Source organism: Leptolyngbya sp. FACHB-321, assembly GCF_014695975.1.
Classification (GTDB): Bacteria; Cyanobacteriota; Cyanobacteriia; order Leptolyngbyales; family Leptolyngbyaceae; genus Stenomitos.
Window position 1 is genome coordinate 45707 of sequence record NZ_JACJPI010000029.1, and the last position, 26935, is coordinate 72641.

Genomic DNA, 26935 nt, shown 5'->3' on the forward strand with positions numbered 1-26935 from the left:
TTTCCCTCTGCGACAGCAAGTGACATGAGGGGAGAGGAAGGAGTAGTGACAAACTGTTGTGGCTAGTGCTTTCACAGGCTGTCTTTCATACCGCTGTAGCGAACGTTCCGCACGCTGTAAATTGTTTGGTGTTGCTTGTAGCTTGTGCCACAATCAATTCATAGAGTCTTACGTTGACGGGTTTTAAGCATGGTTACTCAATTAGGTCTTTCACCAACTTCCACGCTTGCGGACGTGAGGACGGTCTTACAAAACGCAATTGCTCAGGAAGAAGCCACGATTAGCGCTGCTCAAGAGCGGCTGAATTGCTACCAACAACAGCTTGCAGCGTTGGCGGCACTCGTGTCGTTATCTGTGGAAACAACGAATGACGCACCAAACGGGACAGCGTCAACGCCAGAAACAAACGGTACTAGCGCTGCTGTCTTGCTTACAGAAGCAAGTAATGATGCTTCTACTGATGCAGCGCCACCGGCTCGAACAATACCCAAACGGACAGGTGGCAAGACCACAGCCAAGACTACCAACAAAGCTGAATCCAAACGGTCAGTCGGCAAGGCCACAGCTAAAGCTACGGTCGTGGACGATCAGCCACAAGCGCAAGAGACAACGGAGCCTGCTGAGGTTGCTCCGCCTGTAGCAGAGGTTGCACCGTCAGCGGCACCAGAAGTTTTAGCCGACCAACCGAAACTGCTGAAGCAGTTTAAGGGTAAGTCAATCCCAGAAGCCATTTTGCAGGTGCTTGAAGACCAACCGACAAAGGCATTAACTTCCAAGGAAATCACGAAAACTTTGTATGGCGCAACGTTACTGAAAGACGAGACGTTGGAGAAAAAACTAACGCGTCTGGTGGCTAACAACCTGACTCATGGTCTAAGGCGTAATGCGTGGCAGAAAACAGGCGAGAGCCCGTCTTTGTACCAATTATTGCCGTCCGCAGGTTAGCAAACGACTTGGTTGCTGAAGCAGCCAGAGGGCTTAGCTAAAGCTCAGACTGCCTCTAGGCTAGCTGTTTGTGCTTCCGCTGTGCCTTGTGCTTCCGCTTCTGGCTTGGCCTTGTCAGGTACAGTGACCAACGTTTCTGTTTGTTCTGTTTCCAGGAATGCTTTAAGCAACGCTACACCCAGCGGTTTGTAAAGCGCTTCATTGTCATCCAGGCAACTTGTGTGAGTCAAGCAACGAGGACAGCCTACGTTCTGACAGTCGCATTCTTGTGAGAGTTGGAGTGCATTGCGAGCGACTGTTTGTATATGCTCAAACATATATTCAGTCGCCCCCGTACCCGCGTCAACCGTGTCCATTAGAACGCTTTCTACGTCCATGCCGGGACCTTTTGTTTGGAGGCTATCTTCAATGTCCTGGGTTGAATAGCGATCACCGAGCGGCAACGCAATGATCAGCGCGTGGAGGAAGGAGTGCAGCCCGAGTGCGATCGGGTCGGTTTCGCCCAAGACTTGTTCATGTAATGGCAGTTTGCCGCCATGTTGAAGCTTTACGCCCCGGTTGTGCTGCTTCACCCATTGCCGCAAGTGTGCTTTGAGTGACTCGCTAGCCGCCAAGGTCATGGTGGGACATTCAATGCTGTACCCAATGATTGCCTCTGGTTCAAACAGCACTTCTGCCAGTAAGTCTTGCTTAACCAACTTGAGCTTTAAGCTTTGTCGGCAACCTTCACAGCGTGAAACTCTACTGCTAGTCAGGTCAACGGCACGCTTTTTGCAACCGTTGGTCTCACAGCTTAGGACTTGAATGGCCTCCCACTCCTGCGCTCCAACGACACGCGAGTCTACTTTAGACCAGTCAAGCCGCAACGTGAGCGCACCGAAAGCGCCTAAGTTCAGCACTTTCTGAGCGATCTTCCGTGCCACGGTTAAGTCAGACTCCTCAATGGCCTGCGTGAAGCGGTTTACGCCTTGAATCGGATCCAGTTTAACTGCATTAGTTTCGGGTCTGAGCCCTTGTGAACGAAACTGGTTCAGTTTCCCGGTGCCGTCTTGCACTTTATAAATTGCACCAGGAAAGACTTCCCGCATGGCGTTGTTAAAGGCTAGCGTTTCCAGTACTTCGCCATTGGTTGTGTTAATCAACTTAATGGAGTTGGGTCGATTACCGCGCACAGGAATGTCGTAGTAGGGACGACCTTTCGCATACATATAGGCCAAATTTTGGCTCTGTAGCAGCTTGCCTTGTCTTAACAACTCCCCGGCAATCACTTCGCCTGCTTCGCCAAAGAAGAGACTAACTTCTTCCGACTTGAGACCGCTTTCAGCTGCCGCTGACAGGAGGTGCTGCGCTAGTCTAATGGGGTAATGTGGGTCGAGAAGGGCCGCTTCGACTTGACCGTTGATTAACGCTTGAGGGTGCCTTACATAGTAGTAATCGAGGTTCGTGTTGTTGCTAGGGACGAAGATACAGAGTCCTGGCACTTGTCCCCTTCCAGCACGTCCCCACCGCTGACGAAGGTCTGAGAGTTTTGGAAAGCCCCAGACAATTGAACAGTCCAGTTCAGGCATATCAACGCCTGCTTGAAGGCTAGAGGTGGAGAACACCAAGCGGACGCCGCCATCTTTGATCCCTTGAATGACTTGACGCTTCAGGTCATTGTTGACTGAGCTATTGAACAATTTCACTGTGTTCAACAGCCCACTTTGACCCAGTCGCTTGAGTCCTCTACCCACGGTTTCCATAAGCTTCTTGCTCCCGTTGCGAGAGTTAAAGAAGACAATACCAACTAGATCCGTATCGATGAGTAGCTTCTCGACCAAACGAGCAACAGTGCTCGCAGAGTTGGACTGGTGATTGAAGATCAGTGTGACTCGTCCTGGGCTCGGCGCACCGTTCTGAGCATCGTCAATGACGCGGACTGGGGGCCGCTCCAGTGGGTGGTTGCGTTGAGTGAGGGTGTTGGCTAACTCTGCCTGGTTAGACACCGTTGCGGAGCAGACAATATACTGTAACGACCACGGGTCACCACCAACTTGGCTGAGGCTCAGTCTCAACCGCATGAGCATGCCCGCCAAATGGGCACCCATGACGCCTACTTCTTCGTGACCTTCGTCAATCACAATGTACTTGAGACGGCTCAGGAACTCTGTGTACTTCGCATATTTAGGGTCTCTAGCCCGCCGGATGAGCCCATTGAGACAGTCTGGATTGATCAAAACCACCTGGGGCTGATCATTGAACATGCTTAAGCGGTGCTCCTGTTCAATGCCGCCATGAATTTTGCCACAGACAAGGCTGTCGTCGCCAGTCAGCTCCATGAGGGTTGCCATTTTCTCAAACTGGTCATCCATCAGTTGATTAGACGGCACGATCATGAGCGTTGTATGACCATAAGTTAGCGCTCCTTCCAGGATGGGCAAGCTGAAGGCCAATGTTTTACCGCTGTTCGTGTCCGTTGAGAGTACGAGGTCTTCTCCGTCTCTCAAGGCGTTATAAGCTATTACCTGGTGGGAGAACAATCTGTTAATGCCTTTAGCTGCTAAAGCTGTTTTGAGTGGGGCTGCTAAAGTCTCCGGGATTGAGACGTATTGACCGTCTCGGGGTGGAGCAACGTTAAGATGGCGTAACTGAGTCTCCCACTCCTGCGCTAGCATCTGGTATGGCGCATAGGGAATGGCTTCAATGTCTCGACTGGTGGTGAGTGCTGGATTGGACTGCGGTGGCAGTAATGTGCCAGCGCTGACGGCTTCTAAACAGTCATCAATGTCAAAGGCCTCTGGTTGATGATCAAACAGGATTGTGGCAAAGTTGCCTAGCAGAACTTTGACCACGCCTCTACCGTAGGTCGGACTGAAAACAACGCTATGCTGCTTGAGCCAGTCTGGTTTTGGGGTTTGAGCCTTGCTGATTGACTGTATGAGGTTGCTGTAATCGTCTGTCATGAGCGGTGCGATCGTAAATTGTGCCCTGAGCTGCGATAGCGAGTCGAGCGGTGGGCAGAGGTAGGGGAAAGGAACAAGAAAAAAGAAATGACTAGCCCAACTTCAACGTGGTGTCGAGACACCACTACTCGCTTAGCTTTCAGGTGCTTTTGACGTTAACTAAGGCGTCTTCTATAGCTGCAGGTGAAGTGGCATAGCTCACTTGTTTCCCTGTACTCAGGTCGAAGTAACTGGCCCAGTACTTCAGGTCGCAGGTGACCAGTAATTTGGTGAGCATAGCAGCACCGATCGCTGCGGTCATTTGGTTAACGGCTGGCATTTGTGCATTCGTCATGGCCAGTTGAGCACAGCTCTGCTCTCCTACTGTTTTAGTCTTTAACTGACTTGACTGCTCCGTGACGAGTTCCGGGTGTATACAAGCAGCAGACGGAGTGATCGTACAAACGCTACTCAGGTAGAACGCGGTCTTGAGTCTCTCGACTTGATTAGCGCTGCCCAGGACAACTTGCCCGGTATCCAAGCCGTTGCCTAAGTCCAACCACCAGACCCGAGGGCTGCGTTCCTGGTTGTTCTGCTCTAAACACTGGGCAAGTGCTGCTCTGCCTGCCGGGTTGTCAACGCACCCAAGGAGTATGGTCAACTCACTGTAGTAATGCAGCATGTTACTCTCAAAGCTTGCTGGTATGGCCTTAATCGTGACGCCCCACTTGGCGCTATACCGAAGCGCTAGCGTTTGCGCTTTGTTGAGCCCGATTTCGGCCGCTGAAAAATTCTGCCGTGGGATATTGCCCTTTTCAACGTGGTCAGGGTCAATAAAGAGGAGGTCGACTTTTTGACCTTGCTGGGTTAGCAGACTGCCTACGCGCGCAATCGCTTCCGCCATGTGTGAACCGTTACCACCGCACCCCACCAGAACAATTTTGAGCTGCTGGTAGTCGTCTCGTAGGCGTATCGGTACTGACTGAGTCGTTTTAGCAGCCGTAAGCTTCGTTGTGGGTGGCATTTACTTCTCCTCCAGTGTTTTCTTGATCACGCCCTCAACACTGCTGTCAAAATAGCTGTTGTAGCGCACCAGGTCGGCTTGAGGGTACTTTGCTTTACCGTCCACTGCCCGTAACTGTAACCGCACGTCGTCAGCGTACGCCTTAGACCTGTTTGTACAGGACTCAGCTGTAAAGGCACCGTTGATCCAGGTTTCCCAACTGCTATTAGCAGTTTGCAGGCTTGCGGGCGGGTGCTGGTTGGCGCCAAAACAAACGCGTCCATTTTGGGCCACGTTTGGGAGTGGTGCGTGAAAGACGTACGTGTCCGGCTTGAACGCCGCTGTCTTCACTGCCCAGACATAGAGGTTGTGGTCAACGACTAGGATGACCAGACTGGGTAACGGTACGCGTAGGACGCTCTGTTGCGGCTGGGGCTCTGCCAGGCTCAGAGTGTAGACCTGTGCTGGTTTGAAGAGAACAACCCACTCTTTGCCGTGCCCGTGCCCCCAACGCACAACGTTAGCCGGTAGCCACCCGCTGTCACTGAAGATCGCGTTAAAGGCGCTTTTCACATCTTCGGGGCTGACGAACTTCGACGTGTGGACATGCTTTTCACGGCTACAGAACAGTAGCTGCCCGTCTTCTAGAAAGATCAGCTCAGCCACTGCGTCCTTAAGTGCATGTGGTGGTGGCCTTAGCACTTCTTGCAGCAGCCCTGGCGGCATGAGCTGCGGTGTTGACATTGAAGTCGTCTCAGTTTCAGTCATAAGTCGAAAGCAGCAGTGTAAATGTCCCCCTGATCACTGCTGTGGTCAAGCGTGAAGGGAAAGGGGAAAGAAAAGAGCTTGCTAGGGACGAGCGATCACCCCGCCTTGTGGTCACTTCGTGTTACTACCCGTAGACCAGTTGTTCGTAGTGACGCCGGGTCTCGCGAAACTCGCGGAGCCTTTCACCGCGGACAAAGTCAGTGCTGTTGATTGTGGTGACAAGCGGTAGTTCTAGCTGCTGGTACGGGTTATCTGGGTCATTTGCAGCGGCGTTCCAGACTCGCACCAGCGCTTTGATCCGCTCAGGGTTGGTAGACAGCCAGTCATTAAGTGCGTTGAAATGCTCTACAGCGACTTTTGCCGTTTCGTACTCTTGCGTCAGATGCTCAATGTTTTCATGGCACCACTCACAATTGAATGGGTCCATATCGTTGCTGTCGATCCAGACATTATCTGAGTTGTACTCGATGAGATTAAACGCCTCGGCTAAGTATCGGAGTGGGCTGTTTAGTTTGTCACACTCATTTTTCAACCGTTCAGCTGTCACTTTTTTCACTGACGCGGACCTTTGCAGGTCACTACCTTCTAGTTGGTAGACCTTAACAAGCTGCTCCCAACAAAACTCGTCTGTCAAGGCGAGATAACAGTGCAGGAGGCAGTCTAACTCGTCCCAGGACAATTCTGTCCAGTCAGGCTTGATGGCATACACTACCAGGCTGTCGTAAAACTCTTCACAAGCACGCTCACAGGGAAACCGAAACTCGTCCAAGAGGTCAAAAAACTCCAGTTCACGCTCCGTGTGAGATTCCAAGCTCACTACTTCTGTAGACTTGGTGCTGTGCTGCCACTGGTAGGGAAAGTAGTCCTGATAGAGTTCCAAGAGTGTTAGGCGGAGCTTGATGTGACTAAAAAGCCAATCTGGACTTGTAGCCTGGTACTGGTTTTGAGCCTGTGCTAACCACTCGAGTCGTTCAGAGTGGAACTTTGTGCCTTCAGTCAGCCCGCTTAGACCTTGGCTGAGGCAGTGAAGCTGGCTAGGCTTAGAGTGGTGCATACAGGCTGCTACGACTGGGTAGGTCTCGAAGCTTTTGGATGCTATCTTTGACAGTCTGCTGACTCTCCTTGCCCGCCTCAATGGTTGCTGTCAAGCTGTCCTTATGCAGGAATAAGGTGCCAATGTCCAGGTTGCCAAACGTGTACTGCAGGTACAGTTCGTAGTACAACCTGGTACAAGGGTTAATCGTTTCTGGTGTAGCAATCAGAGCTGCCACAACCAGGGAAAGCTGTTTCGCTCTGGTCATGGGTACCGTAATTGAAGGGTTGGGAGACTCTAGCTCAGCCATTGCGATCTGCCTGTTTCGTGAGTTTGACCGCGCCGTCTGTGCCCCGTTCTAGCAGCGCATTGGCAGCCATGCTCACACCATGCTCTGTCAGTACGGAGCGGAGTAAGTCGTCTTGAGCCGCGATCGCGGCCGGTACCGCAATGCTTTCTTCACCAGTCGGCGAGACAATGGTGACGTTAACGTCGCCTTCAATAAGCCGTTCTAGAACAACACCTGTCTCTGTAGTTGTCTCTTGTCCTGTATTCGCGGTCGTTTCGCTAGTCATAACGTTTTGCTGGCTCCTTTGGGGAAACTAAGTTTGAGTTGTGTCTTCACGCTTGTTGTACTTTGAATCCGTTTGGTGGTGGCACTGGCTGTCACATGTTCGGGTCGTGAGTCTTTCCCTTTTTTATGGGTGACAGGGCGTTTAGCAGCCAGAGCGGCAGCTTTTGCTTCAGCTTCAGCCTTACGTTTTGGCAAGGTAACGGTTCGGTAACGCTCTATGAGTGCTAGGACTGACTTGGGAAGTTGCAAAGCACCCTCATGCAAAGGCGCGATGAACTCAGGCAGAACGCTTTTGCCAGTGCCGTTCTTGCTGTGGACGCTAACAATCACCTGTCGTCCGGCAGCGCCTTCTGCAAGTGGTAGGAAACTCAAGCTGAGCGTCAGTACCGACTCTTCGTAGTTAAATGGGTCAACAGGCTGCGGTAGTGCGGCTTGAGGTGTTTGAGCTTCAGCGTCGTCGCCTGGTTTAGCGGGTTCAACAGCTGTGGTGAGCGTGTCTGCTGTCACTGCTGCTTCGGCTGCACCTGTGTCTCTGCGGGTCGGCGTTTCTGGTTGGTCAGCTATCGTAGCCCCAGCAGCAGCTTTGGTAGCGACCTTGCTGGTAGTCTTTTGGGCTTGAGTCTGAGTACCACCATTGCTGCGTCTCGCTTTCGGTGGCGGGTCAGTGTTTGGCATAGCGTTGCACAAGTGAGCGTTCACCCTGGTAACAAAGTGGTAGGAGGGCTGAGCGGTAGAAGGGGAAGCAGCTTACCGTTTTCAGCTTTTACTTTTTCGCTTTACTTCTGGTCTCATGTACCACGTTGCTAGAGACAGGAGAAAGGGACTGAATGGCAAGGTAGACTGCTGCCCTTCGGCCAGGTTCATCAGTGCTAAATGCACTTTCTCATACAAACTGGGTTCAGACATGGCAGCTTCACTACCCCACCGTTGTCCCCTTGCCGCTCTCGTCAGGAAGGTATCTGAGTCTGTACTGGTCGCGCCCGCAGCAAACAACTGGTGGCACAAAGCTGGCTCACCGACACCAAAGAGATGGATCGGCAAACCGGAAGCGTTTTCGCGCACTGTCTTGACAATAGCTAGAAGCAGCGCTTCGTCAGCTAGATGAGGCACTAACCCACCTACGGCAATGCCGTCGAACTGCTTGCCGTTCAGGTGCATTTGAGCGTAGGTTTTGGCTGTCTGTTGGGCTTGCTGCAAGTTGTAAAACGGTAGTGAAGCAAAGAGCTTCAGGTCCTTTCGCTGCTTATGGCGGAGTGCCCAGGCTGCATTCTTAAGCGTGACTGCTAACCGCTGACTTGCTTCTTGGGCTGAGCACTCCGGCGGTATCGGAATGTCGAGTGTAAACCCTACTTCTGCAAGTGCTTCTTGAGCATCCAGCACTTGTTTGGGGTGCAGTTGATCGCATCCCGCGTGTTTATACTGGGACGGCGGCAGGCTGATTTGGCCCAGACCCTGTAGGCCAGTCGACCAAGTTGCTTGCTCTACTGACAGCAGGGCATAAGCACCACTGTCTAACCACAAACTTTGGGCAAACGGCGCTTCCAGGTAGGCAACGTATCGCTGGGAGACCATGACACCCGGTGCCAGGTCTGGCAGCAGGTACGGTAGGACGTGTTTGTCCAGTACAAACCGACCAAGTGACAGGGTTGGCAGGTAGAGCGGTAACGGTACCGTTCCTTTACGTGTGACCAACTCTGTGGGTGTTATAGGCTCTGTGGGGCTAGGCAAGGCGATTTCCCATAAAAGGCGACCTTGTCTGAATGCGAGAGGTCTTAGGAAGGCATGGGAGAGGAGTGGTTGAGCGGCAGTCTTCGATCCAGTTGGTTGTTACGTCGCTAAAACTCGGTTCTCAATCTAAGGACTGCTGCCGGTTGAACGGCGTGCTTGTGTCAGCGCTGTCGGTGCCAACGTTTTCATCATTGTTGCTTTGTAAGGAGATTGGCTTAACGGTTCCAGTTAGTCTGGGCCTTGATCCACAGTCGTCTCAGGGTCTTAACGCTGTGCTGGCAATTGTCAACGGTGCGCGGTTCACTAAAGTTGGGCAATTGCTTGGCGACGGCTCTGGCGTACCGCACTAAGTTAGTGCGAGTCTTCGCGCCAACCCCTTGCAAGTGGACGAGCGCCTGTGGGTCTGTCTGCCCTAGCTGCTTGGCGCTACGAATACCAAGCCGGATCAGCTGTTTGGCCTTAGCAGGAGTGACACCCGGCACTGACAGCAGTGTGACCTCTTCGGGGTTGAAGCCGTGCGTTACCATTTTCAACAACGCTTCCAGGCGGATTGGTGTTGTGCCTTCTGTTCGGTTCACTGTTGTGGTTGGCAGCTCTAAGACGGTACAGAGTTCCAGGAATGCTGCGAGCAACCGTTGAGCGGAGGCGATCGCCTTCAGCAAGTCTTGAGGGTAGGCACAATACAAGGTGCTAGCCGTCTCTTCTACGTCACCGCACACGGTCCAGGTGTCTAAAGCACAGGCTGTGTAGACAACCTTCAACAGCGCCTCTTGAGGGAGCCGCAGGTACTCTTCCAATGTTTCCTGGGACTGCAAGAACACTGTGGCAATGGACGCTAAACACACTTCACTCTGGCTGACCTGCTCTTGCCTCACCGGCAGCAGTGGTGCAAAGTCAGGACAGCTGCAGACGACCAGAAGTAGGTCAAACAACCACAGCTCCTCAACTTGAAGCAGCCGTTGGAAATGGCTGGCTGTAGACGGTTGCAGGTAGTACCGTACGGCTAAGTCACTCAAGCTAGTGGTCGTAAACTTCCCATCAACGGCAGCAATCATGCCAGACGTTTGCATGTCCTTAAGCAGCTCGGGAACGTCTGGCAACAACCCCTGCTGAGCTGCTAGCGTGCAGTTTAAGAAGCGCTGTAGTTGCGCACTTGTCCGAACATATTGCCCATTAATGGCTGTCAGGACGCGTTCAGTGAGCAATGCCGGATCAGCTAAAGCTGAACGTATTGGCAGGAGTAGGCTTTGGTGCACGTCCCGCCAGTGCCCTACTTCTTTCTCATGTACGAGCAGCGTGACAGTACCCCGTTCGTCAAAACCTGGTCGTCCCGCCCGTCCGGCCATTTGAATGAGTTCGCGTTTAGGCATAGGCACAAAGTCTCCGTTACCATCTGGACGTTGGGTGTCGTAAATGAGGACTTCCCGTGCTGGTAGGTTGACCCCCATCGCCAATGTGGTTGTGGCACACAGCACTTGCACTTTCCCAAATTGAAAGGCGTCTTCTGCTTCGGCTCGTTCGACTGGTGCAAGTCCTGCATGATGCCACAGCGTCGGTATGCCCTTTGCAAGCAGCACTTGACCCAAAAGCTCCGTCCGTTGACGGGACTGGCAGAAGATTAGGCATTGGTGTTGCTGTTGGACTGCGTTCAGCACGTACTGGATTGCTCGTAACTGCTTTTCTGCCGCTGTCCAAAAGCGGATCTGTTGCCAGTCCAGTGGTACGGCTCTGTGGGTGGTGCGGACAAATGCAGCTCCTAACCATGTCCTTAAGGCTCTCTCGTCGCCCAATGTGGCTGTAATGCCGATCACCCGCAGCAGGGGGTTAAGTAGCTGCAACTGGAGGATTGCCCCTTCCAAGCGGGCACCCCGCCACCCGTCGTTGATCAGGTCGATTTCGTCTATGACTAAGAGCGATAGTTGCCGTAGCCACGTTAAATGTGCTTGTGGTTGCCGTAGGCAGGACTCCAAGCTTTCTGGCGTGGTGACCAGCAACTGTACCGCGGCGATCGCTTCCGCGTTGAGTTCATGGTCACTGTCTAAAATGCCAACGTTGTCTGCCCCAAAACGGTACGCCCAATCGGTGTACTGATTCTGGGTCAGCGCTTTAATGGGCGCAACGTAAATCGCTTTCCGTCCTTGCTGCAGCACATGGTTAATCGCTTGCTCAGACAGCCAAGTCTTCCCTGATCCAGTCGGCATTTCGAGTAGCCAGGATTGCCCACTTTCCATGAAGCCGGCGTCTAGAATGAGCTTCTGTCCGGGTAAGAGGTCGCTGTTGTCGTTTGTCTCAGGTTGTGGCGAGCGGTGAGGCATAAAAAGAGCTTGGGAAGAGTAGATTTTTGACCGATAAATAAGGGTTGGGTTGTGTGGCAGAACAAGGGAGGCTTCCTGCCACACAACAACCGCTAGGCGCTACGCTGCGGGCATGAGCACGAAAAATAAGTCGTCGCGCTCCGAGTCGCGTACGTAAGCCGCTTCGGTAGCGGCGCTCATGCTGAGCCTTGCCTGACTGGAAAGCAGTTGTTTGAGACATTCCAACAACAGCTCAGGGTCAAACTTGATTGCCATTGGTCCTCCTTTGACTTGGGCACTAAGGGTGTCTGTGCCATTGCCAATGCCTGCACCAGCAGACGTTAAGGTCACTTCACTGCCCCCAATGTCGAGGGTTACCGCTGCCTGTTTGTCAGTGAACACCGCTTGACGGCATAACGCCTTGACCATTTGATCCCGGTCAAAACTAATCTCGACGGGTAACGTCGGTGGCATAAACTCATTGCCGTTCACGCTTTCAGCCTTGTCCGTACGACAGGTAAAGACTGTTTGAGTTGCTTCTTGTGTCAGAGTCGGCGGTGTTTCATTACTCTGCGCCACAGTTTTGCCTTGTGTATTTGCAGAGCCATGCGTTATGACAAACCGTACAACGACATCTTCGGAGCTGACGCTATCTAGCTCTACCCGGCAGGGGTGCTCGTTCAACAAAGCCATCAGCTTTTGAAGCGACTCGCCAGCCACCGCCACGCCACGGTCTGGTAGATCCAGGTCAGTCCCTTCGGCTGTGTCGAAGTAATACGCTAGGACTGCTGACTGCTTCGTGGCGGTCAGCGTAACACCGGCTGTTGGTTTAGCTGCGTCTGCTTTTACTTTGGTCTTAGGGGGAGCCCAAAAGTTCATATGTACACAGCGGAAGTCCTCTGCGCCCGCGCATGTAAGGGCGCACCCTAGACCCCAACGGAGGTTCTTCAGTACGAAACTCTGTGGGGAGCCTGGGACTGGAATCGTGGGACAATCATCTGCCAGACGCGTAGCGACATCGAACGGTCCTGCCGTACGGCTCACGACCGACATGGTTTCACTAGGTGCCCACCCAATTGTTACTGCCCCAGTGGGGAAGTTTTGCATCAGCTTCTGGAGCTTGCTGGCGTTAACCGTCCAGTCCCCAGAGCCTTCGACATTAGCGGGTATGGACACCTCAAGACCTAATACCAGGTTAAACCCGGTCAGGGTTAGAGTCTGAGCTGCTTGGTCTGTCGTTAATCTTATGCGGTCTAGGAGTGCCGCGTGACCTTGTTTTAAGGGTATGACTCCGATTGTAGTGTCGATCGCTTTAGTAAAGGCGGCTTGCTGAACTGTTGCCAGTACCCGCTCAAGGTGTAACGGTTCATCTGTGTTTGCAGCTTGCTCAATTACGGGAGTGGCTGCGGCTGTCTGCTTGGCCGACGTAGTTCTTTTTGCTTTAGTTTTGTTCTCTGCTGCTTTAGGGTCGGTCTTTTTGTCAGTTGCTCTCGTTGTCATGGTGTCTAAGGTCAAAAAGTTGCCCTTAGTGCCACTGGAGAGGGAAGGAGGAAGGCGAGAGCACGCGTGGGAGTGGATTCAAAGAACTACGACAACAAGGCTATGTAGGCAGCGAACGGACGTTGAGCCACTACTGGAACCGATGATGGCAAGGGAAAGTAACGACAGTGGCTGCGTTGTCACCCGTACTATCCCTACTGCAAATAGCACCACCGAGACTTAAATGTCGACGGTAAGCTGAACTTGCTCAGTGGCTTGGGCTAGGAGAATGATCATGTGACGGTGTTCTTGGGCAATGATGATGGCACCTTTGACGCTGGTATTAACTCTAGAATCGGCATTAGCCCTCAAGCAGTGACGTTAGGCAATTAGATAGTGACAGCAATCCAGCTTTGGGCACCGCTTACAATGGCAATGCTGCGATTGGTCTGAATAGCCAGTTTGGTCCACATCGCTTCATATGAGCCGGTGTTTAATCAGATGACCAGCAAGATTGACACACTGGGTCGAGAGACGATTTCGCTAGTTCTCGACCGCCAAAGGCAATTGTTGCCAATCGGAGAAGGTGGTTGATACAAGACAGATTCATTACTTATTACCAGCGTGACCGGAGTCAATGACTTTTTTACGTGAGGACAGTAGGACAAATTCCGCTAGGAGGGATGGCTCTCCACTCATTTAGGAGGACTCACTTTAATCCTTCAACACTTGACTTTCTACATTACTAACCCTTCTTAAGTCAATTTGGATTCCTTTGCTCACCCAATTTAGCTTCAATGTATAAAAATAAGCATCTTTTTGTAAAGTCATCTTGTGCTTAATCAAAATCGCAGTTAGTTTAATATCGTGCTGCGTATAATTCCGCAGTCTACAGCAGCAATTACCATTCAAGCGAAGGCTGCTTAGTCAATTGTATTGCTATGCTTATTCGTGTTTCTAGAGACGTCCGGCTAACACCTCACTATAAAAAGGAACATGTAAGATTGCTACGTTTACCATTTATTGTCTTATGCTTTCCGTTTGCTTTGTTCTTGCCCAGAAAGAAGCATATTTATGCAGGGCAATACTTGATTGACTGGCAGTTCTGCCATGCCAGTAACCACCTAAGTTTGCTAACCCTGCCTACTTGTCGATCGCAACCCTCCTTTGGTTTGGGATGCGTTGTTTGGTTAGACAGAAGTTGCTCTGTCCTTGCTTAATTTGTTTAAGAGGAAGTTGTATGCCTATTACTCCCACCTATCCTGGTGTTTACATTGAGGAAATTCCCAGTGGTGTAAGAACCATAACTGGGGTTGCGACTGCTATTACTGCTTTTATTGGACAAGCCTATCAGGGACCTGTCAACACAGCAGTACGGGTGCAGAGTTATGCTGAGTACGATCGCCAATTTGGTGGATTATGGATTAAAAGCCCTCTGTCCTATATGGTGCAGCAGTATTTTCTCAATGGTGGCAGCGATGCGATCATTATTCGAGTGACAGATAAGGATGCGGCTTCAGGGAAGGCTGAGATTCCGGGTGGGTTGGTCCTGGAGGCGAAAAATCCCGGAACCTGGAGCACTGACTCAGTAAAGGGCTTAGTGGCAAGCGTCACGGCTGTGGATGAATCAATGGCAGGTGATTCGTCTCTGTTCACTCTCACGATTGGCCAGAAAGTTCCACTTTCTCCCATTCAGCAAGCCTTGCAGCAACCGCCGCCGCCACCTGCAGCTCTAGAAGTTTTCCGTAATGTGTCTGTAGATGCGGGTTCTCCTCGATATGTCCTTAAGGTGCTAGAGCAGCAGTCTGCTCTGGTTAAGGTAACTGGTACTGTCCCAACTGACGCCCCCGCTGCAACTGCTGCACCGATCGAATTTCGGGGTGGCATTGATGGTACTCCCACTTACGCTGACTATCTGGGGGATCCTGGTGAGTTGACTGGTCTGTATACCTTGGATCAAGCTGATCTGTTCAATTTGCTGTGTATTCCTCCCCGCACGTTGGATGAGGCTGTAGCAGACGATGAAGCGGGGCTAAATCTCCTTCGCAATGCGCTGGCATATTGTGAAGAGCATCGTGCCATGCTGCTGGTAGACCCTCCAACCACCTGGCGAAAACCCTCTCCAGATGTGCAGAACGGGGTTGATCAGTTAGGTTTGCGGAGCCCCAATGCAGTTATTTACTTTCCGCGTGTGAAACTGCCTGATCCAATGCGTGAATTTCGCCTGGAGGAATTTCCTCCGTCTGGCATCATGGCTGGGATCTATGCGCGTACAGATGTGCAACGGGGAGTGTGGAAAGCTCCAGCAGGAATTGATGCTGTTTTGTCTGGGGTGAGCCAACTAACTTACAACATGACGGATAAAGAGAATGGTATTCTCAACCCGATCGGGGTCAATTGCCTTCGCACTTTCCCAATTTATGGCAATATTGCCTGGGGTGCCAGGACGCTAAAGGGGGCTGATGCTTTGGCTTCCGAATGGAAGTATGTGCCTGTACGTCGTCTGGCATTGTTTCTAGAAGAGAGTCTGTATCGCGGCAGCAAATGGGTGGTGTTTGAACCGAATGACGAACCCCTTTGGTCGCAGATTCGTCTCAACATTGGCGCATTTATGAACAATCTGTTCCGGCAGGGTGCTTTCCAAGGCAGTTCTCCAGCAGAAGCCTATTTTGTTAAATGTGATAAGGAAACCACCACGCAAAATGACATCAATCTGGGCATTGTCAATATTGTGGTTGGGTATGCACCCCTGAAACCTGCCGAGTTTGTGATTCTTAAGTTCCAGCAAATTGCCGGACAGATTGCGACATGATAACGACTGGCGATTCTTAGGGATTGATTCTCCCTCTGCTCATGCAAACCCTATGCATTGGATTGAGCAGCAATTGCAACTTAGTCATTGGTTATTTGGAGGAAAGAATGCCAGAGTTTTCAACGAATAAAGAGCGCTTTGATCCCTACAAGAATTTCAAATTTCGGGTCAAGGTGAATGGGCAATACATCGCAGGGGTTAGTAAGGTCGGGGGGTTGAAGCGATCGACGGAAGTAGTCAGCCACCGTGAAGGAGGCGATCCAAGTACCCAACGGCACTCACCAGGACAGACCAAGTATGATCCAATTACTTTAGAGCGAGGCGTTACCCATGACACCTTGTTTGAGGATTGGGCGAATCGCGTGTGGAACTATCGCAATGGGCAGGCGGCGGCAGATAGTCGAACAAAGGAGATGGGATTAAAGAATTTCCGACAGGACATCATCATTGATGTTTTCAATGAAGCGGGGCAAAAGGCGATCTCTTATAAGGTTTACCGCTGTTGGGTGTCGGAATACCAGGCATTACCAGAATTAGATGCGAACGGCAACGCGATCGCAATTCAAAGTATCCAACTACAAAATGAAGGATGGGAACGTGACACTGATGTTAATGAACCATCCGAGGAAGAGATTAAGCCTTAGGAACGAGAATTAAATAAGTTCAAAAATTTGGTGGGGCGGGTTTACCAGAATCTGCATACCGTTTTGTACCGTCAATCCGCCCCTACAGTTTGCGGTTTTGTTTAATCCACGCTCCTTATTAATTGACCAATCGTATGCGTCCTTTGACGGCTCAACAAATTGTTCGAATTTGGGAAATTGGGCAGAGTCAGCACCCCCTTGATCGAGCCCTGACTCTGCTGGCCTTTGCCTGCCCAGAGCAATCACCAGGAAATCTCGCAACCCTCAGTATTGGTCAGCGGGATGGCTATCTGCTGCATCTGCGGGAACTAACGTTTGGCAATAAACTTAACAGTTTTGCCACCTGCCCTCACTGTGGCGAGAAGTTGGAATCAACCATGCAGGTATCAGATTTTCGCCTGGTAGAGTTGCAACCTCCAACAACTCAGGAATATACGTGCCATATTTCTGGCTATGACCTGCGGTTTCGTCTGCCCAATAGTTGGGATTTAGCCGCAATCGTGGGACAACGGGATGTCTTGCGAGCCAAATCACTGCTAGGACAACGTTGTTTATTACAAGCTAGCTATGACGGACAGGCAGTAAATTACCCTCAACTACCACCGGAAATCATGCAGCAACTATCTAGCCTGATGGCGGAATGTGACCCTCAGGCAGAAATTTTGCTCAGGTTTGATTGTTCTGCCTGTAAGCATATCTGGAAATTAGTGTTTGACATTGGAACGTTTTTTTGGACAGAATTGACCGCTCAGGCGAAACGACTGTTGCAAGAAGTTCACGTTTTAGCCCGGTTTTATAGCTGGCGCGAGGTTGATATTTTGGCAATGAGTACAACACGACGACAATTGTATTTAAGTTTGGTGAGTTAATGGCGGACTATTTGCTGGGATTGACACAACGTACTCTAGGATTGGCAGATACATTACAGCCGCGTATTCCATCAATGTTTGAGGCTGGTTTACCAATGCCTGGTGACCAGGTCTGGGCTTGGCAGACTGAACCACTAGCAACAGAAACGGCTACAAATTCAGCCGCAAGCCCCCCCTCGCTACCATTGACCACACCTCTAACTTACCAATCTAGTTCACCAATTGCAGGCTCTAGTCTAGCAGCACAGGAAAGCCAGTTCATTCCATCTACTGATGGATCAGCGTTAGCATCTACGCAAAAAAAAAGTCTTTACTAGAACCCACTGATAAAAGTTTTTCCCAATCCTCTAAGGCAAATCAGGCTCCTTTGGGAAGATTGGCTGGATTGGAATCCTCAACGGAACTTCCCACACTGCCTCAACAGTTGTGCTCTATTAATAATGCTCAAGCGAAGACTGCGATCGCCCTAAAGAATCTGTCTTATTCTGGTCGATTGATCGTTTCGGCAACAGCAAGAGCAGAGCTAGTTGCAACAGCAGCTAGTTCATTCTTTTCGCCAATTTCACTATTATCGTTGCCGCCTCTAACGCTAATTCCTGAGCAATCTTTGCCCCCTCATTCAATCTCATCGTTGCCAGTTCCAACGACAACTGCTGAGCCATTGGTACCAATGGCTCGATCGCACCTTGCAGCTCCATCAATCCCACCATTCCCAACCCTTCCCAACCCTACTGCAAGCACAGTAATTCAGCATTCCACAGCTAGCTCCTCTACCAGGGAACATCAGCCTTCTGCATCAAAGCCTTTCAGCCCTCACCATACATTCCCCGCCCCCAACCAAGGAAAGGCATTTTCGGCAACCCGACCAAGCTCATTGGCAGAGGAGTTAGCACCGATTGCTAGCCCACTACTAGTAACAGATCTGCCGTTATCACGTTCGCTTGATCGTTCGCTGCAATCACCTGATCCTGTGGTTCAACGCCTTGTTGCTTCTGAAGCTGTTGCGTCTGAAGACAATTCAATTTCTAATTCGGTAGTTCAACCAACTCAGCCAGCCGATCGACAGTTTGCAGCCTTTTCTCAATCGAAAGCCATTTCATCGTCAACAGAAATAGTCAGTAATGCAGCAACCAGCCCATTCTTTTCGCTAATCTCACTATCATTGCTGCCGTCTCTGACGATGATTCCCGATCAATCCTTACCCCCTAATCCAATCTCATCGTCGCCAGCTCCAACGATAATTTCTGAGCCATTTCTACCACTTACTCCAACCTCATCTCTATCTAACCCGCTAGCAATTACGAACTCTTTACTGCCGCTCATCCCAACCTCGTCACTGTCTGCTCCAGTGACAATAAGTGATCCGTTTATATCATTACCACCATCACCGACTTCATTGGTGATAGCTGATTTATTAGTCTTGCCACCTGAGACTCCGTCGCCACCTGTTCCAACGACGATTTCTACTTCATCTTTGCCATTGACTCCAACCTTATCGCTATCCTCTTCACCATCAGCGATTGACTTATCTTTATCATTGGAAACGTTGCCAGCGATAACGGCAATGGCTGATCCATTTAGCTTGTCAACTTCATCACCATCTCCTCGATCGAGGATTACAGGTTCCTCCATCCCACTAACTTTATCCCCATCTCCTCCAAGCATTACAGATCCCTCAATCCCATCATCCCCAACCCCGTCGGAATCCACTTCAAGTACAGTAATTCAGCCTCGCACGGCTAGCTCCTTTACGGGGGTCCGTCGCCCTTCTGTATTACAGCCCTTCAGCCCTCACGATAAATTCTCCTCTCCTAGGAAAGAACAGGCATCTCCGACAACCCAACCAAGCCCAGTAACAGATGAGCTAGCAGGGCTTCCCAGTCCATCACTTGCAACAGAACGTTCGTTACTACGATCGCTCAATCAATCGTCGCAAACACCTAGTCTTGTTATTCAACGTTTTGTTGCTTCTGAAGATGTTGCTTCTGAAGGCCATTCAATTCGTGGGATGGATAAAGCGAGAACAACAAAAAGCATTGCTGAATTCAGTTCTGAAGTCTTACCAACCCTCAGTTCACCATTAAATCTGGCTAGCAGTGCATTGCAGAAATCCGCCTACTATGGTGATGCAGCGGCCAGAAATCAGTTTTCAGCAGCGCCCAATCGGAGGATTGCTGAGCCTATCTTGACGTCAACTGGTTGGCTGAATATACCACCTGATGATTATCTTGTGAATTTTGCGGCTGAATCCACCAGTCAATCATCCATTTCTAATCCAGCAGTTCAACCAACTCAGCCAGTTGATCGACAGTTTGCAGCCTTATCTCGATTTGGAGCAATTTCATCGTCAACAGGAATAGTCAATAATTATGCTTTTAATCAATCTGGCGATTGGCAGTTTAACCGCTCATTCCAGATATTAAACAATGCCTCTACTCGCTCATCCTCAGTTGAACGATTCGATACTGATGCTCAAACTCAAGGGAGCGATCGTCCCATTCAGAGATTGATTCAACCAGATACTAAAACATCAGCAGCAGAATTGTTGAATGTAGATGTTTCTAATCAACCAGTCGATCACCATACCCAAAAACTCAGAAAGTTTCAGGAAGATAATTACTCTATAGGGACGGGTTTTACTGATCAAGCCCTGGGTTCTAAGGATATTCCAACCAAACCTACGCTTGCAAAAGAAAGGCTGATTACCTGGAAGCCGCTTATTCCACTAGATGCTATATCACCAATAGAATTATCAAATGGTGCTGTGCCTCTGGCAGACGGTCGTCAATTTCAACCATCGGATCAAGGCTTAAACAATTTTCCTGCCATTTCATTAGAAGCATTATCCACAGCGGATGCTCAATCTGAATTCAGAGTTCGCCGCGCTCAACCACTACTCCAGAGAACATCCCAAGCTCAGAGTAATCTATCGATAGCGTTATCAAATTCTGTTCCCCGCGATTATCCTGATCGTTCATCTCAGGTATTACCGACTGATCATATTAACTCTGCTCACAGTGATAGTGCGGTGGTGCTGAATCCAAGCATGATTCGCCCCCTTAGCCCCGCAACTAGGGAAGAAACAAGCACTCAAAGCCCCCCTGGATTGCGAGACCTAAAGCCCTTAAGTCATACAAGAAAAGGGGATAATGCAGAAGCTAGATTAGCAGCATCTATACCGCAATCCAGCAATGTCACGATTGCAGCAAGCCGATCATTTGTGACTTCAGCCCCAACAATCTCCCTGGCTGTCGCTGAATTACAAGTGCTCAATACGACTGAAACAGATTTTGACAGTTCTCTGCCTGAGCAAACAGCGATTCGTCCCTACCAGCGGATAAACCCTCGATCGCTTTCAATCCCTATTTCTGATCCAACAATTTCTGCTCTAGCGACTGAACAAGCCTCATTTGCTCACCCTGTTAACACTAAATTAAAGCCACTTGATGTAGCAAAACTGACCACCCCGCAAAGTCTTCTAGAACTTGAAGAGGTTTCTGCCGCTTCTGCAACTCTTTCCACCCTGCAATCGGGCAATAGTGTTCTGGGTTTACCCCCTTCTCCTCTGCTGCCGTTGCCTGCTCCTGAGTCCTCCAATTCGGCGCCGCCGCTCCCACTTCCACCTCAACTCGATCGCTCTCCGATAGAAGGCAGACAGCCTCCCAACTTCCCCGAACCGATGCCTGTGATTGCACCTCCCCGTCCTGCTCTATCCCTAAACAATTACCTGAATCGCCGCAGGAGAGGTCAGCGATGAGTAATTCCCTAGCGATCGCCGCTGTCACCACTATGCTGGATTACCTGATTACCCAGACTCTGGCTCGTAGTGGAGCGGTGAGTCTGGAGAGTGTTACTGCTAAACCTCTTGACAAGGCCCGAGACAGCGGCGAGAGCACCAATCAGATCAACATCTTTCTCTACCAAACCCTACCCAGTGCCGCTTGGCGTAATCAGGACATTCCCAGCCGGGTAAAACCGGGTGAAACCGGACGATCCCCCCTAGCCCTGAACCTGTCTTATTTGATTACGGTCTATGGCAAAAATAACGATGACATTGAGGGGCAACGGCTGTTGGGCATGGCCATGCAAAGCTTCCATGACCATCCCGAAATTCATCCTCGGGATATTGAGCAAGCCCAGAGCAGCACCAACCTTTCCCCCGATAAGCGAGAACTCCTAGCCAGCAGTGGACTGAAGAACCAGGTTGATCGGGTACGAATTACACCCCAGGTTCTCTCGATGGAAGACATTTCAAAAATGTGGTCAACGTTTCAATCGCCCTATCGTATTTCTGCGGCCTATGAAGTGTCTGTGGTACTAATCGAAAGCGGAGTCCCTGTAAAAGCAGCCCTGCCCGTCTTGGCTGTGGGCGATAAGGATCGGGGCAGCATTATTCAAACGGATCTCATCCCGCCTATCTCCACCATAGAGCGCTTAACCTGGCCTAGCCAGCGGCAGAGTCAGCAGCAAAGCATCACTCCAGGGGAAACGCTCACCCTTCAGGGGCACCATTTAGACAAGCCAGACACCGCTGCTTTTGTCCGGTTTAGCAATGCTCACCTGAGCACCCCCATCGAGATTGCGCTTCCATCCCCCGTTTCTGCCAATGAGATCACCGTTAACCTCCCTCAGGACATTGATTCTACCTGGGTGTCCGGCTTTTATACCGTAGCACTGCGCTATGAGGGGGAAGGACCAAATCAGTTTTCTAATGCTCAACCCCTGGCGATCGCTCCTACTATTGACCCTTCATCCCTGAGGGTTGGCAACAATGGCTTAGCTTTGCATTGTTCACCCCCGGTTCGGTCTGGGCAATCGGTGGCGTTGCTCATTGGCAGCCAGGAGATCGCCCTGTCAAGAGATCCCGATGACACCGAAGCACTGACGCGTCTCAACTTTTCCCTCACAACTGTCCAACCTGGAGAATACTGGGCGCGCCTGCGAGTAGATGGAGTGGATAGCCATCTTGTGATGCATACCCCTGACGGAAAGCTACAGTTTAATCCCGCCTATCAGGTGACGGTGCCAGGGGGAAGAACCTAATGACGGAGCAATGGCAGCGCCAGAATGAACAGTATCTCGCTAGTGCGATCGCCTGGGTGCGGCAGGTGCTGGAACGACAGGCGGGAATTGTTTCAGAGGAGGATGTCCCAACTCTGACCGCTGAGAGCTTGGAGGTGGCGGCAGACGGCGAGTTTGTTCCGGCTCTGGTGCTGCTCAGTCAGCGGTTTGACCTGTCGCCCTTTGAGCAATCCCTCCTCTTGCTTTGCGTCGCGCTGGAACTAGATACCCAGATTGCCTCACTCTGCGCCAAAGCCCAGGACAATCTCCAGCGACCCTACCCCACCTTTGCCCTGGCTCTGACGCTGTTTGACGAACCGGATTGGTCGGTGGTGATGGCGGAAGGTACTCTACGCCACTGGCAACTGATTGAGGTGACCCAAAACGCTACCACACCCCTGACGGTGAGCCCTCTGCGGGCGGATATGCGGGTGGTGCATTATCTCAAGGGGACAAATAGTCTGGATGACCGACTGGTGGCACTGGTGAACCCCCTGCCCGATCATCCTCTGGCAGAACTGCCGCCCTCTCAGCAGGCGACAGTAGACGAAATCATTAGAGTGCTAAAACAATCTCAACAGCGCCCCGGTCCTTTCCCCATCATCCAACTTTTAGGAACGGACACCGCCACCTCCCAGCTGATCGCCCAGTCCACGGCTGACCAACTGGGGCTACAGCTCTATCGATTGCCCCTGGAGCCGTTACCGACCCAAATGAATGAGCTAACCACTCTAGCTCGCCTATGGCATCGGGAGACACTGCTGCTGCCAGTAGCCCTGTATCTGGACGGCACAGATATCGAACCCAAAAGCACCCAGGCGAACGCCCTAAAATACCTGATTTCTCACTGTAATGGCATTTGCTTCTTGAACAGCCCCGACAAAGGCATAACCTTCGATCGCCCCACCCGCACCTTTGAAGTCGCCAAACCCACCCCTCCAGAACAACGCCACACCTGGCAAACCCTCCTCGGTCCGGATTCTGAAGCGATCGCCACCCAACTCGCCAGCCAGTTCCGCCTCAACACCGCTGACATCCTTGACATTGCTATGGGGCAGAGGGCAAAAGGCAGAGGGCAGAGGGCAGAAGAAACCTCCCCCACTCCCCCTGCTCCCTTACTCCCCCACTCCCCCACTCCCCTCTGGACCACCTGCCTTGCCAAGACTCGCCCGCACCTCGACAACTTGGCCCAGCGCATTGATGCCAAAGCTACCTGGGACGACATTGTGCTGCCGGAGGAGGAAATGGCCCTGCTGCACCAGATTGGTGACCAGGTACGCCAGCGCAATCGGGTCTATGACGATTGGGGTTTTCGCGACAAAATGAATCGGGGACTGGGGGTGAACGCTATGTTCGCTGGGGAAAGCGGCACGGGGAAGACGATGGCGGCGGAGGTGATTGCTAATGACTTACACCTCCACCTGTACCGCATTGACCTCTCGGCAGTGGTAAGTAAGTACATTGGCGAGACGGAGAAGAACCTGCGGAAGCTGTTTGATGCGGCGGAAGATGGCGGAGCAATTTTGTTTTTTGATGAGGCGGATGCCCTATTTGGCAAGCGCAGCGAGGTGAAGGATTCGCACGATCGCTACGCCAATATTGAAATTAATTATCTGTTGCAACGCATCGAAGCCTACCGGGGGTTGGCGATTTTGGCGACAAATTTGCGTAGTTCGCTAGATACAGCATTCTTGCGGCGACTGCGGTTTATTGTGACGTTTCCATTGCCGGGTAAGGCAGAACGACATAAACTTTGGGAAAAGGTATTTCCAGCACAGACCCCTGTGGCGGAGCTGGATTATCGTCGGTTGGCGCGGCTGAATGTGACGGGGGGCAATATTCATACTATTGCCATTAATGCAGCGTTTTTGGCGGCACGGGAGCAGGCAGCCGTGGGTATGGAGCATGTGTTGACGGCAGCGCGAGGGGAGTATCGTAAGTTAGAACGTCCCATTAATGAGGAGGACTTTCGGCTATGAGCCTGAGATCGCACATAGAGAGCCTACTATGCCCTGCAGCCAGCGATCGCAGCGATAGGCAGCACTGGAGCGGTTGTTTCTGTCACAGGGGGAACGATCGCATTTTGACAAGGGAGCACATGCCAATGCGACCAGCAAACTTCATGTTAGAGGGGAAGCCTAACCCGACTGAGTAGAGGCAGGCAATTGCACGATCGATTGATACAGACCTAATCTGGAGGATGACCGATGGCTCGACAGCGTGGACCGCAGCAAGTAACCCATAGCGAAGCGCCCAAGACAACGGGGCTTTTGCAGCCGATGAAGCTGCAGGAACAGGCTGATTGGGCGAGCCTGTCTGTCGAGAATTCCGCTCCTCACGAATCACGATTCCAGGCAAATTTGGCAACAGTACCTGTACAGTGCAAAGCGGGTACTGCACAGACGATTACGGAAAAAGAAACAAAGCGTCCTAACCAAGTCGGCTTACCAGACACCCTAAAAGCTGGATTAGAGCAGCTTTCAGGGCTGGACATGAGTGATGTGCAAATTCACTACAATTCCTCTAAACCAGCCCAATTACAGGCGTTAGCTTACACTCAAGGAACAGAAATTCATGTCGCCCCAGGTCAGGAGAAACATTTGCCCCATGAAGGATGGCACGTAGTGCAGCAGAAACAAGGTCGCGCTCAGGCAACCATGCAATTGCCCGGTAATGTCAGCATCAACGATGACCAGGGACTTGAACGGGAAGCCGATATCATGGGAGCCAAGGCGTTGCAACCGCTACGGGTTTCAACTACCAGTCACCCAACTCAATTAAGCAGCCAGAAACCAATTCAAAAGAAAAGCAGAATTGATTTGACCAAAGTGGCGTTAGATGAAAGAACGAGAGAAGAAATCAAACAGAAGATCGAAACTTTAAAGGCGAACAAAAGACAGGCTAAAAAAGATAAAACCTCTGCATGGGCTACATCATCAGGAGAAGACATTAGTAGGGATAAGACCTACAACGATGAAATCGCAAAAATTAGAGAAGAGTTCGAGAAAAGCATTAAGGCGTTGGCAAAAGACACGGGACTAGCGGAAACAGTTCTTATTTCTGGCGATAAATATTATGGAGATGAGGTAGAGGAGGATGCTGGGAACGGCAAAAAATTGAAATTCCACAGGCGCGATGATACGGGCAAAGAATATGTAAAGGATAGCAGAGGCACTTTTGTCCCACGGTACATACGACGGGAACTAAACCACAAAGATGATTTAACGAGCGGAATAACGACGCAAGGGATCAACAATTATGATGCTTTGTGGGGCAAAAAGTCGACTTGGGGACCAGGGAGGAATGGTAGTTTAACGTGGGAAGACCGTGAATTCTTACAACAAAGTATAGGGGGAGGAGGTAATCAATTTGCTCTAAGTCATACATCAACCAAACGACCCATTTTGAGTAATGCACACGAGAGTTTTGGTGCCAAGTCACCGCAAAAGTATACAGATGGGAAAGTGAAAACAGGTTCGTCTGGAAGCGTCATGTACTATCCACATAGTGGTGCAATCATGACTGATCTGGCAAAAATGGGTGACACAAAGTTTGCAGCGCAATGGGAAATTGATAAGGTCACGGGGCATAAAGTTCCGCTACCAGAAGGCAAACACTCCACATTAGACTGGTATGGATTTAATTCCGGCGGTTCTTACGTTAAAGGAGCAGGAAAGGCCAGGGATGAAGTAGTGCGTATGAGCGGTTATCGAAACATGGAAGTCGTCGCAGAAGGCGTGCCAAAGCAAGCAATCATTCAGCCTGAAACATGGAAGAACATTGATGAAGGACCCAAAAAAAATTATCAGGGAGGAGAATCAAAACGGGGACAAGAAATGGTTAAATTCCGTGAGCAAAAACAGAAAGAGAGTTTAGAAAAAATAAAACAGGCGAGAGAGAAGGAGGTGAAACCCCTACCAACAGTACAGAACAATAGAACGCAAGAGTTGCTCGGTGAAGATTATGAGGTATACAAAAAACTGCCACCACAAGGAGCAGTGGGACGCTGGACGGGCGTTGGAACAAGTCAGAAGAAGCGAATAATAGACAAGCTAAAAGCATTGGAGATAGAGGGCTAGCAGTACGATCTCGCCTCGGTAGTACGTAACAGCGTGTTACAGCATTCCATGCTCTAAGCGATCGCTAATCTTGTAAGTTGAGTTGGCGTGTCATGGCTGCTTCCTTGCACTGATAATTCTGATTTTTTCACCTCCAATCGTAAACGCAAAGGCAAACATCATCGCTTAGTGCAACGACCAATCATTGTTTGAAAACCGGAGAATACCTGTAGAACCAGCAAAAATTTCACCCAGAAGCATATCAGATTCTGCTGAAGGCAGGTGTTAAGATTTTGGCTATATCTGGAGGATTTGATTTATGCCCCAGCGATCGCACGTACCTCAATCTCTGCAAATCGCCGCTCTCGGGGTTGAGCACGTCTACACTCCAGGGAATATATCATCGTCAAGGCTTCAAGCGATCGGGCAATGTTAAATCTGAACAGCCTTTGATGGAAATTGATCTATAACTTGTGTCTTAGAAAGAAAGGTATTGCCATGATCGGAAACACGATCGCCCTGTTAATTGTCATCCCCTTCATTTTAGGATTCATCACCTACGGCATCCGTAGTCTCATGAATCCACCCTTAGCGACCCACAATCCCGTCACCATTAAAATTCCTGCCGCAACTTTGAACCAACTAAAAGAAAATGGCTATCTCGACCCCAACACTGGCAAATTGAAAGATGCAGCCGTTGGAGCGATCAATTTGGAAGAAGTCAAGACTTGAAACTGCAAAATTAA

The 26935-nt window shown here is 50.7% G+C and carries 22 protein-coding genes; 10 read left to right on the top strand and 12 right to left on the bottom strand.

Annotation, left to right across the window (positions count from 1 at the left end; genetic code table 11):
• Nucleotides 1-189 precede the first annotated feature (189 nt).
• On the top strand, nt 190-945 hold the full coding sequence (locus H6F76_RS03320; protein ID WP_190505907.1) for a hypothetical protein: 756 nt from the start codon (nt 190-192) through the stop codon (nt 943-945).
• A 44-nt stretch (nt 946-989) separates the two neighbouring features.
• Here the strand turns inward: H6F76_RS03320 and H6F76_RS03325 are convergent, their stop codons facing one another.
• From H6F76_RS03325 to H6F76_RS03370, 10 genes are all read right to left on the bottom strand, one after another.
• Nucleotides 990-3887: a DEAD/DEAH box helicase gene (locus H6F76_RS03325; protein WP_190505909.1), complete on the bottom strand. Its 2898-nt coding sequence runs from the start codon at nt 3885-3887 to the stop codon at nt 990-992.
• A gap of 139 nt (nt 3888-4026) precedes the next feature.
• Nucleotides 4027-4890 carry a ThiF family adenylyltransferase gene (locus tag H6F76_RS03330; RefSeq protein WP_190505911.1) on the bottom strand — a complete coding sequence of 288 codons (864 nt, stop codon included), beginning with the start codon at nt 4888-4890 and terminating at the stop codon, nt 4027-4029.
• Nucleotides 4891-5613 carry a hypothetical protein gene (locus tag H6F76_RS03335; RefSeq protein ID WP_190505913.1) on the bottom strand — a complete coding sequence of 241 codons (723 nt, stop codon included), beginning with the start codon at nt 5611-5613 and terminating at the stop codon, nt 4891-4893. It abuts the gene before it with no gap.
• Between the two features lie 148 nt (nt 5614-5761).
• Entirely contained in the window at nt 5762-6691 is a 930-nt protein-coding gene (locus H6F76_RS03340; RefSeq protein ID WP_190505915.1) for a hypothetical protein, read from the bottom strand.
• On the bottom strand, nt 6678-6938 hold the full coding sequence (locus H6F76_RS03345) for a hypothetical protein (protein ID WP_190505917.1): 261 nt from the start codon (nt 6936-6938) through the stop codon (nt 6678-6680). The genes H6F76_RS03340 and H6F76_RS03345 overlap by 14 nt, the downstream gene beginning before the upstream one ends.
• Before the next feature lie 34 nt (nt 6939-6972).
• The gene (locus H6F76_RS03350) at nt 6973-7245 is read right to left on the bottom strand and encodes a hypothetical protein (RefSeq protein ID WP_190505919.1); all 273 of its coding nucleotides are present in this window, start codon (nt 7243-7245) and stop codon (nt 6973-6975) included.
• The gene (locus H6F76_RS03355) at nt 7242-7919 is read right to left on the bottom strand and encodes a hypothetical protein (protein ID WP_190505920.1); all 678 of its coding nucleotides are present in this window, start codon (nt 7917-7919) and stop codon (nt 7242-7244) included. The genes H6F76_RS03350 and H6F76_RS03355 overlap by 4 nt, the downstream gene beginning before the upstream one ends.
• A gap of 81 nt (nt 7920-8000) precedes the next feature.
• The gene (locus tag H6F76_RS03360) at nt 8001-8972 is read right to left on the bottom strand and encodes a hypothetical protein (RefSeq protein WP_190505921.1); all 972 of its coding nucleotides are present in this window, start codon (nt 8970-8972) and stop codon (nt 8001-8003) included.
• A 215-nt stretch (nt 8973-9187) separates the two neighbouring features.
• Nucleotides 9188-11287 carry a DEAD/DEAH box helicase gene (locus tag H6F76_RS03365; RefSeq protein WP_190505922.1) on the bottom strand — a complete coding sequence of 700 codons (2100 nt, stop codon included), beginning with the start codon at nt 11285-11287 and terminating at the stop codon, nt 9188-9190.
• Between the two features lie 99 nt (nt 11288-11386).
• A complete protein-coding gene (locus tag H6F76_RS03370; protein ID WP_190505923.1) occupies nt 11387-12766 on the bottom strand; it encodes a hypothetical protein in 1380 nt (459 codons plus the stop codon).
• A gap of 1219 nt (nt 12767-13985) precedes the next feature.
• Here H6F76_RS03370 and H6F76_RS03375 point away from each other — a divergent pair.
• The 4 genes from H6F76_RS03375 (at nt 13986) to H6F76_RS03390 (ending at nt 17387) form a co-directional block, all read left to right on the top strand.
• A complete protein-coding gene (locus H6F76_RS03375; protein WP_190505924.1) occupies nt 13986-15557 on the top strand; it encodes a phage tail sheath C-terminal domain-containing protein in 1572 nt (523 codons plus the stop codon).
• Nucleotides 15558-15664: 107 nt separating this feature from the next.
• Nucleotides 15665-16201: a phage tail protein gene (locus tag H6F76_RS03380; protein WP_190505926.1), complete on the top strand. Its 537-nt coding sequence runs from the start codon at nt 15665-15667 to the stop codon at nt 16199-16201.
• Nucleotides 16202-16323: 122 nt separating this feature from the next.
• Nucleotides 16324-17070: a phage baseplate protein gene (locus H6F76_RS03385; protein ID WP_206754320.1), complete on the top strand. Its 747-nt coding sequence runs from the start codon at nt 16324-16326 to the stop codon at nt 17068-17070.
• Nucleotides 17070-17387 (top strand): hypothetical protein, encoded by a 318-nt coding sequence (locus H6F76_RS03390; protein ID WP_190505930.1) that lies wholly within the window; start codon nt 17070-17072, stop codon nt 17385-17387. The genes H6F76_RS03385 and H6F76_RS03390 overlap by 1 nt, the downstream gene beginning before the upstream one ends.
• A 222-nt stretch (nt 17388-17609) precedes the next feature.
• Here the strand turns inward: H6F76_RS03390 and H6F76_RS03395 are convergent, their stop codons facing one another.
• Entirely contained in the window at nt 17610-17780 is a 171-nt protein-coding gene (locus tag H6F76_RS03395; RefSeq protein ID WP_190505932.1) for a hypothetical protein, read from the bottom strand.
• Nucleotides 17781-18261: 481 nt separating this feature from the next.
• Complete coding sequence (locus tag H6F76_RS03400; RefSeq protein ID WP_190505934.1) at nt 18262-18735, bottom strand: hypothetical protein; 474 nt, start codon at nt 18733-18735, stop codon at nt 18262-18264.
• A 343-nt stretch (nt 18736-19078) separates the two neighbouring features.
• Between H6F76_RS03400 and H6F76_RS03405 the strand changes: the two genes are divergently transcribed.
• The 5 genes from H6F76_RS03405 (at nt 19079) to H6F76_RS03425 (ending at nt 26921) form a co-directional block, all read left to right on the top strand.
• Nucleotides 19079-20827, top strand: a complete 1749-nt coding sequence (locus H6F76_RS03405) for a hypothetical protein (protein WP_190505936.1) — start codon at nt 19079-19081, stop codon at nt 20825-20827.
• Nucleotides 20824-22113, top strand: coding sequence for a DUF4255 domain-containing protein (locus H6F76_RS03410; RefSeq protein ID WP_190505938.1), 1290 nt, complete (start codon nt 20824-20826; stop codon nt 22111-22113). The genes H6F76_RS03405 and H6F76_RS03410 overlap by 4 nt, the downstream gene beginning before the upstream one ends.
• Nucleotides 22113-24110 (top strand): ATP-binding protein, encoded by a 1998-nt coding sequence (locus tag H6F76_RS03415; RefSeq protein ID WP_190505940.1) that lies wholly within the window; start codon nt 22113-22115, stop codon nt 24108-24110. The genes H6F76_RS03410 and H6F76_RS03415 overlap by 1 nt, the downstream gene beginning before the upstream one ends.
• A 228-nt stretch (nt 24111-24338) precedes the next feature.
• Nucleotides 24339-26210 (top strand): DUF4157 domain-containing protein, encoded by a 1872-nt coding sequence (locus tag H6F76_RS03420; protein ID WP_242036500.1) that lies wholly within the window; start codon nt 24339-24341, stop codon nt 26208-26210.
• 477 nt (nt 26211-26687) lie between these two features.
• A complete protein-coding gene (locus tag H6F76_RS03425) occupies nt 26688-26921 on the top strand; it encodes a hypothetical protein (protein ID WP_190505942.1) in 234 nt (77 codons plus the stop codon).
• Nucleotides 26922-26935 lie beyond the last annotated feature (14 nt).

Coding starts and splice junctions, on each gene's coding strand:
- H6F76_RS03410 (WP_190505938.1), top strand. CDS start 20,824: ATGAGTAATTCCCTAGCGATCGCCGCTGTCACCACTATGCTGGATTAC.
- H6F76_RS03350 (WP_190505919.1), bottom strand. CDS start 7,245: ATGACTAGCGAAACGACCGCGAATACAGGACAAGAGACAACTACAGAG.
- H6F76_RS03425 (WP_190505942.1), top strand. CDS start 26,688: ATGATCGGAAACACGATCGCCCTGTTAATTGTCATCCCCTTCATTTTA.
- H6F76_RS03340 (WP_190505915.1), bottom strand. CDS start 6,691: ATGCACCACTCTAAGCCTAGCCAGCTTCACTGCCTCAGCCAAGGTCTA.
- H6F76_RS03390 (WP_190505930.1), top strand. CDS start 17,070: ATGGCGGACTATTTGCTGGGATTGACACAACGTACTCTAGGATTGGCA.
- H6F76_RS03380 (WP_190505926.1), top strand. CDS start 15,665: ATGCCAGAGTTTTCAACGAATAAAGAGCGCTTTGATCCCTACAAGAAT.
- H6F76_RS03345 (WP_190505917.1), bottom strand. CDS start 6,938: ATGACCAGAGCGAAACAGCTTTCCCTGGTTGTGGCAGCTCTGATTGCT.
- H6F76_RS03370 (WP_190505923.1), bottom strand. CDS start 12,766: ATGACAACGAGAGCAACTGACAAAAAGACCGACCCTAAAGCAGCAGAG.
- H6F76_RS03415 (WP_190505940.1), top strand. CDS start 22,113: ATGACGGAGCAATGGCAGCGCCAGAATGAACAGTATCTCGCTAGTGCG.
- H6F76_RS03405 (WP_190505936.1), top strand. CDS start 19,079: ATGGATAAAGCGAGAACAACAAAAAGCATTGCTGAATTCAGTTCTGAA.
- H6F76_RS03365 (WP_190505922.1), bottom strand. CDS start 11,287: ATGCCTCACCGCTCGCCACAACCTGAGACAAACGACAACAGCGACCTC.
- H6F76_RS03355 (WP_190505920.1), bottom strand. CDS start 7,919: ATGCCAAACACTGACCCGCCACCGAAAGCGAGACGCAGCAATGGTGGT.
- H6F76_RS03400 (WP_190505934.1), bottom strand. CDS start 18,735: ATGCTTGGAGGAGATGGGGATAAAGTTAGTGGGATGGAGGAACCTGTA.
- H6F76_RS03320 (WP_190505907.1), top strand. CDS start 190: ATGGTTACTCAATTAGGTCTTTCACCAACTTCCACGCTTGCGGACGTG.
- H6F76_RS03325 (WP_190505909.1), bottom strand. CDS start 3,887: ATGACAGACGATTACAGCAACCTCATACAGTCAATCAGCAAGGCTCAA.
- H6F76_RS03420 (WP_242036500.1), top strand. CDS start 24,339: ATGGCTCGACAGCGTGGACCGCAGCAAGTAACCCATAGCGAAGCGCCC.
- H6F76_RS03395 (WP_190505932.1), bottom strand. CDS start 17,780: ATGGTGGGATTGATGGAGCTGCAAGGTGCGATCGAGCCATTGGTACCA.
- H6F76_RS03330 (WP_190505911.1), bottom strand. CDS start 4,890: ATGCCACCCACAACGAAGCTTACGGCTGCTAAAACGACTCAGTCAGTA.
- H6F76_RS03375 (WP_190505924.1), top strand. CDS start 13,986: ATGCCTATTACTCCCACCTATCCTGGTGTTTACATTGAGGAAATTCCC.
- H6F76_RS03335 (WP_190505913.1), bottom strand. CDS start 5,613: ATGTCAACACCGCAGCTCATGCCGCCAGGGCTGCTGCAAGAAGTGCTA.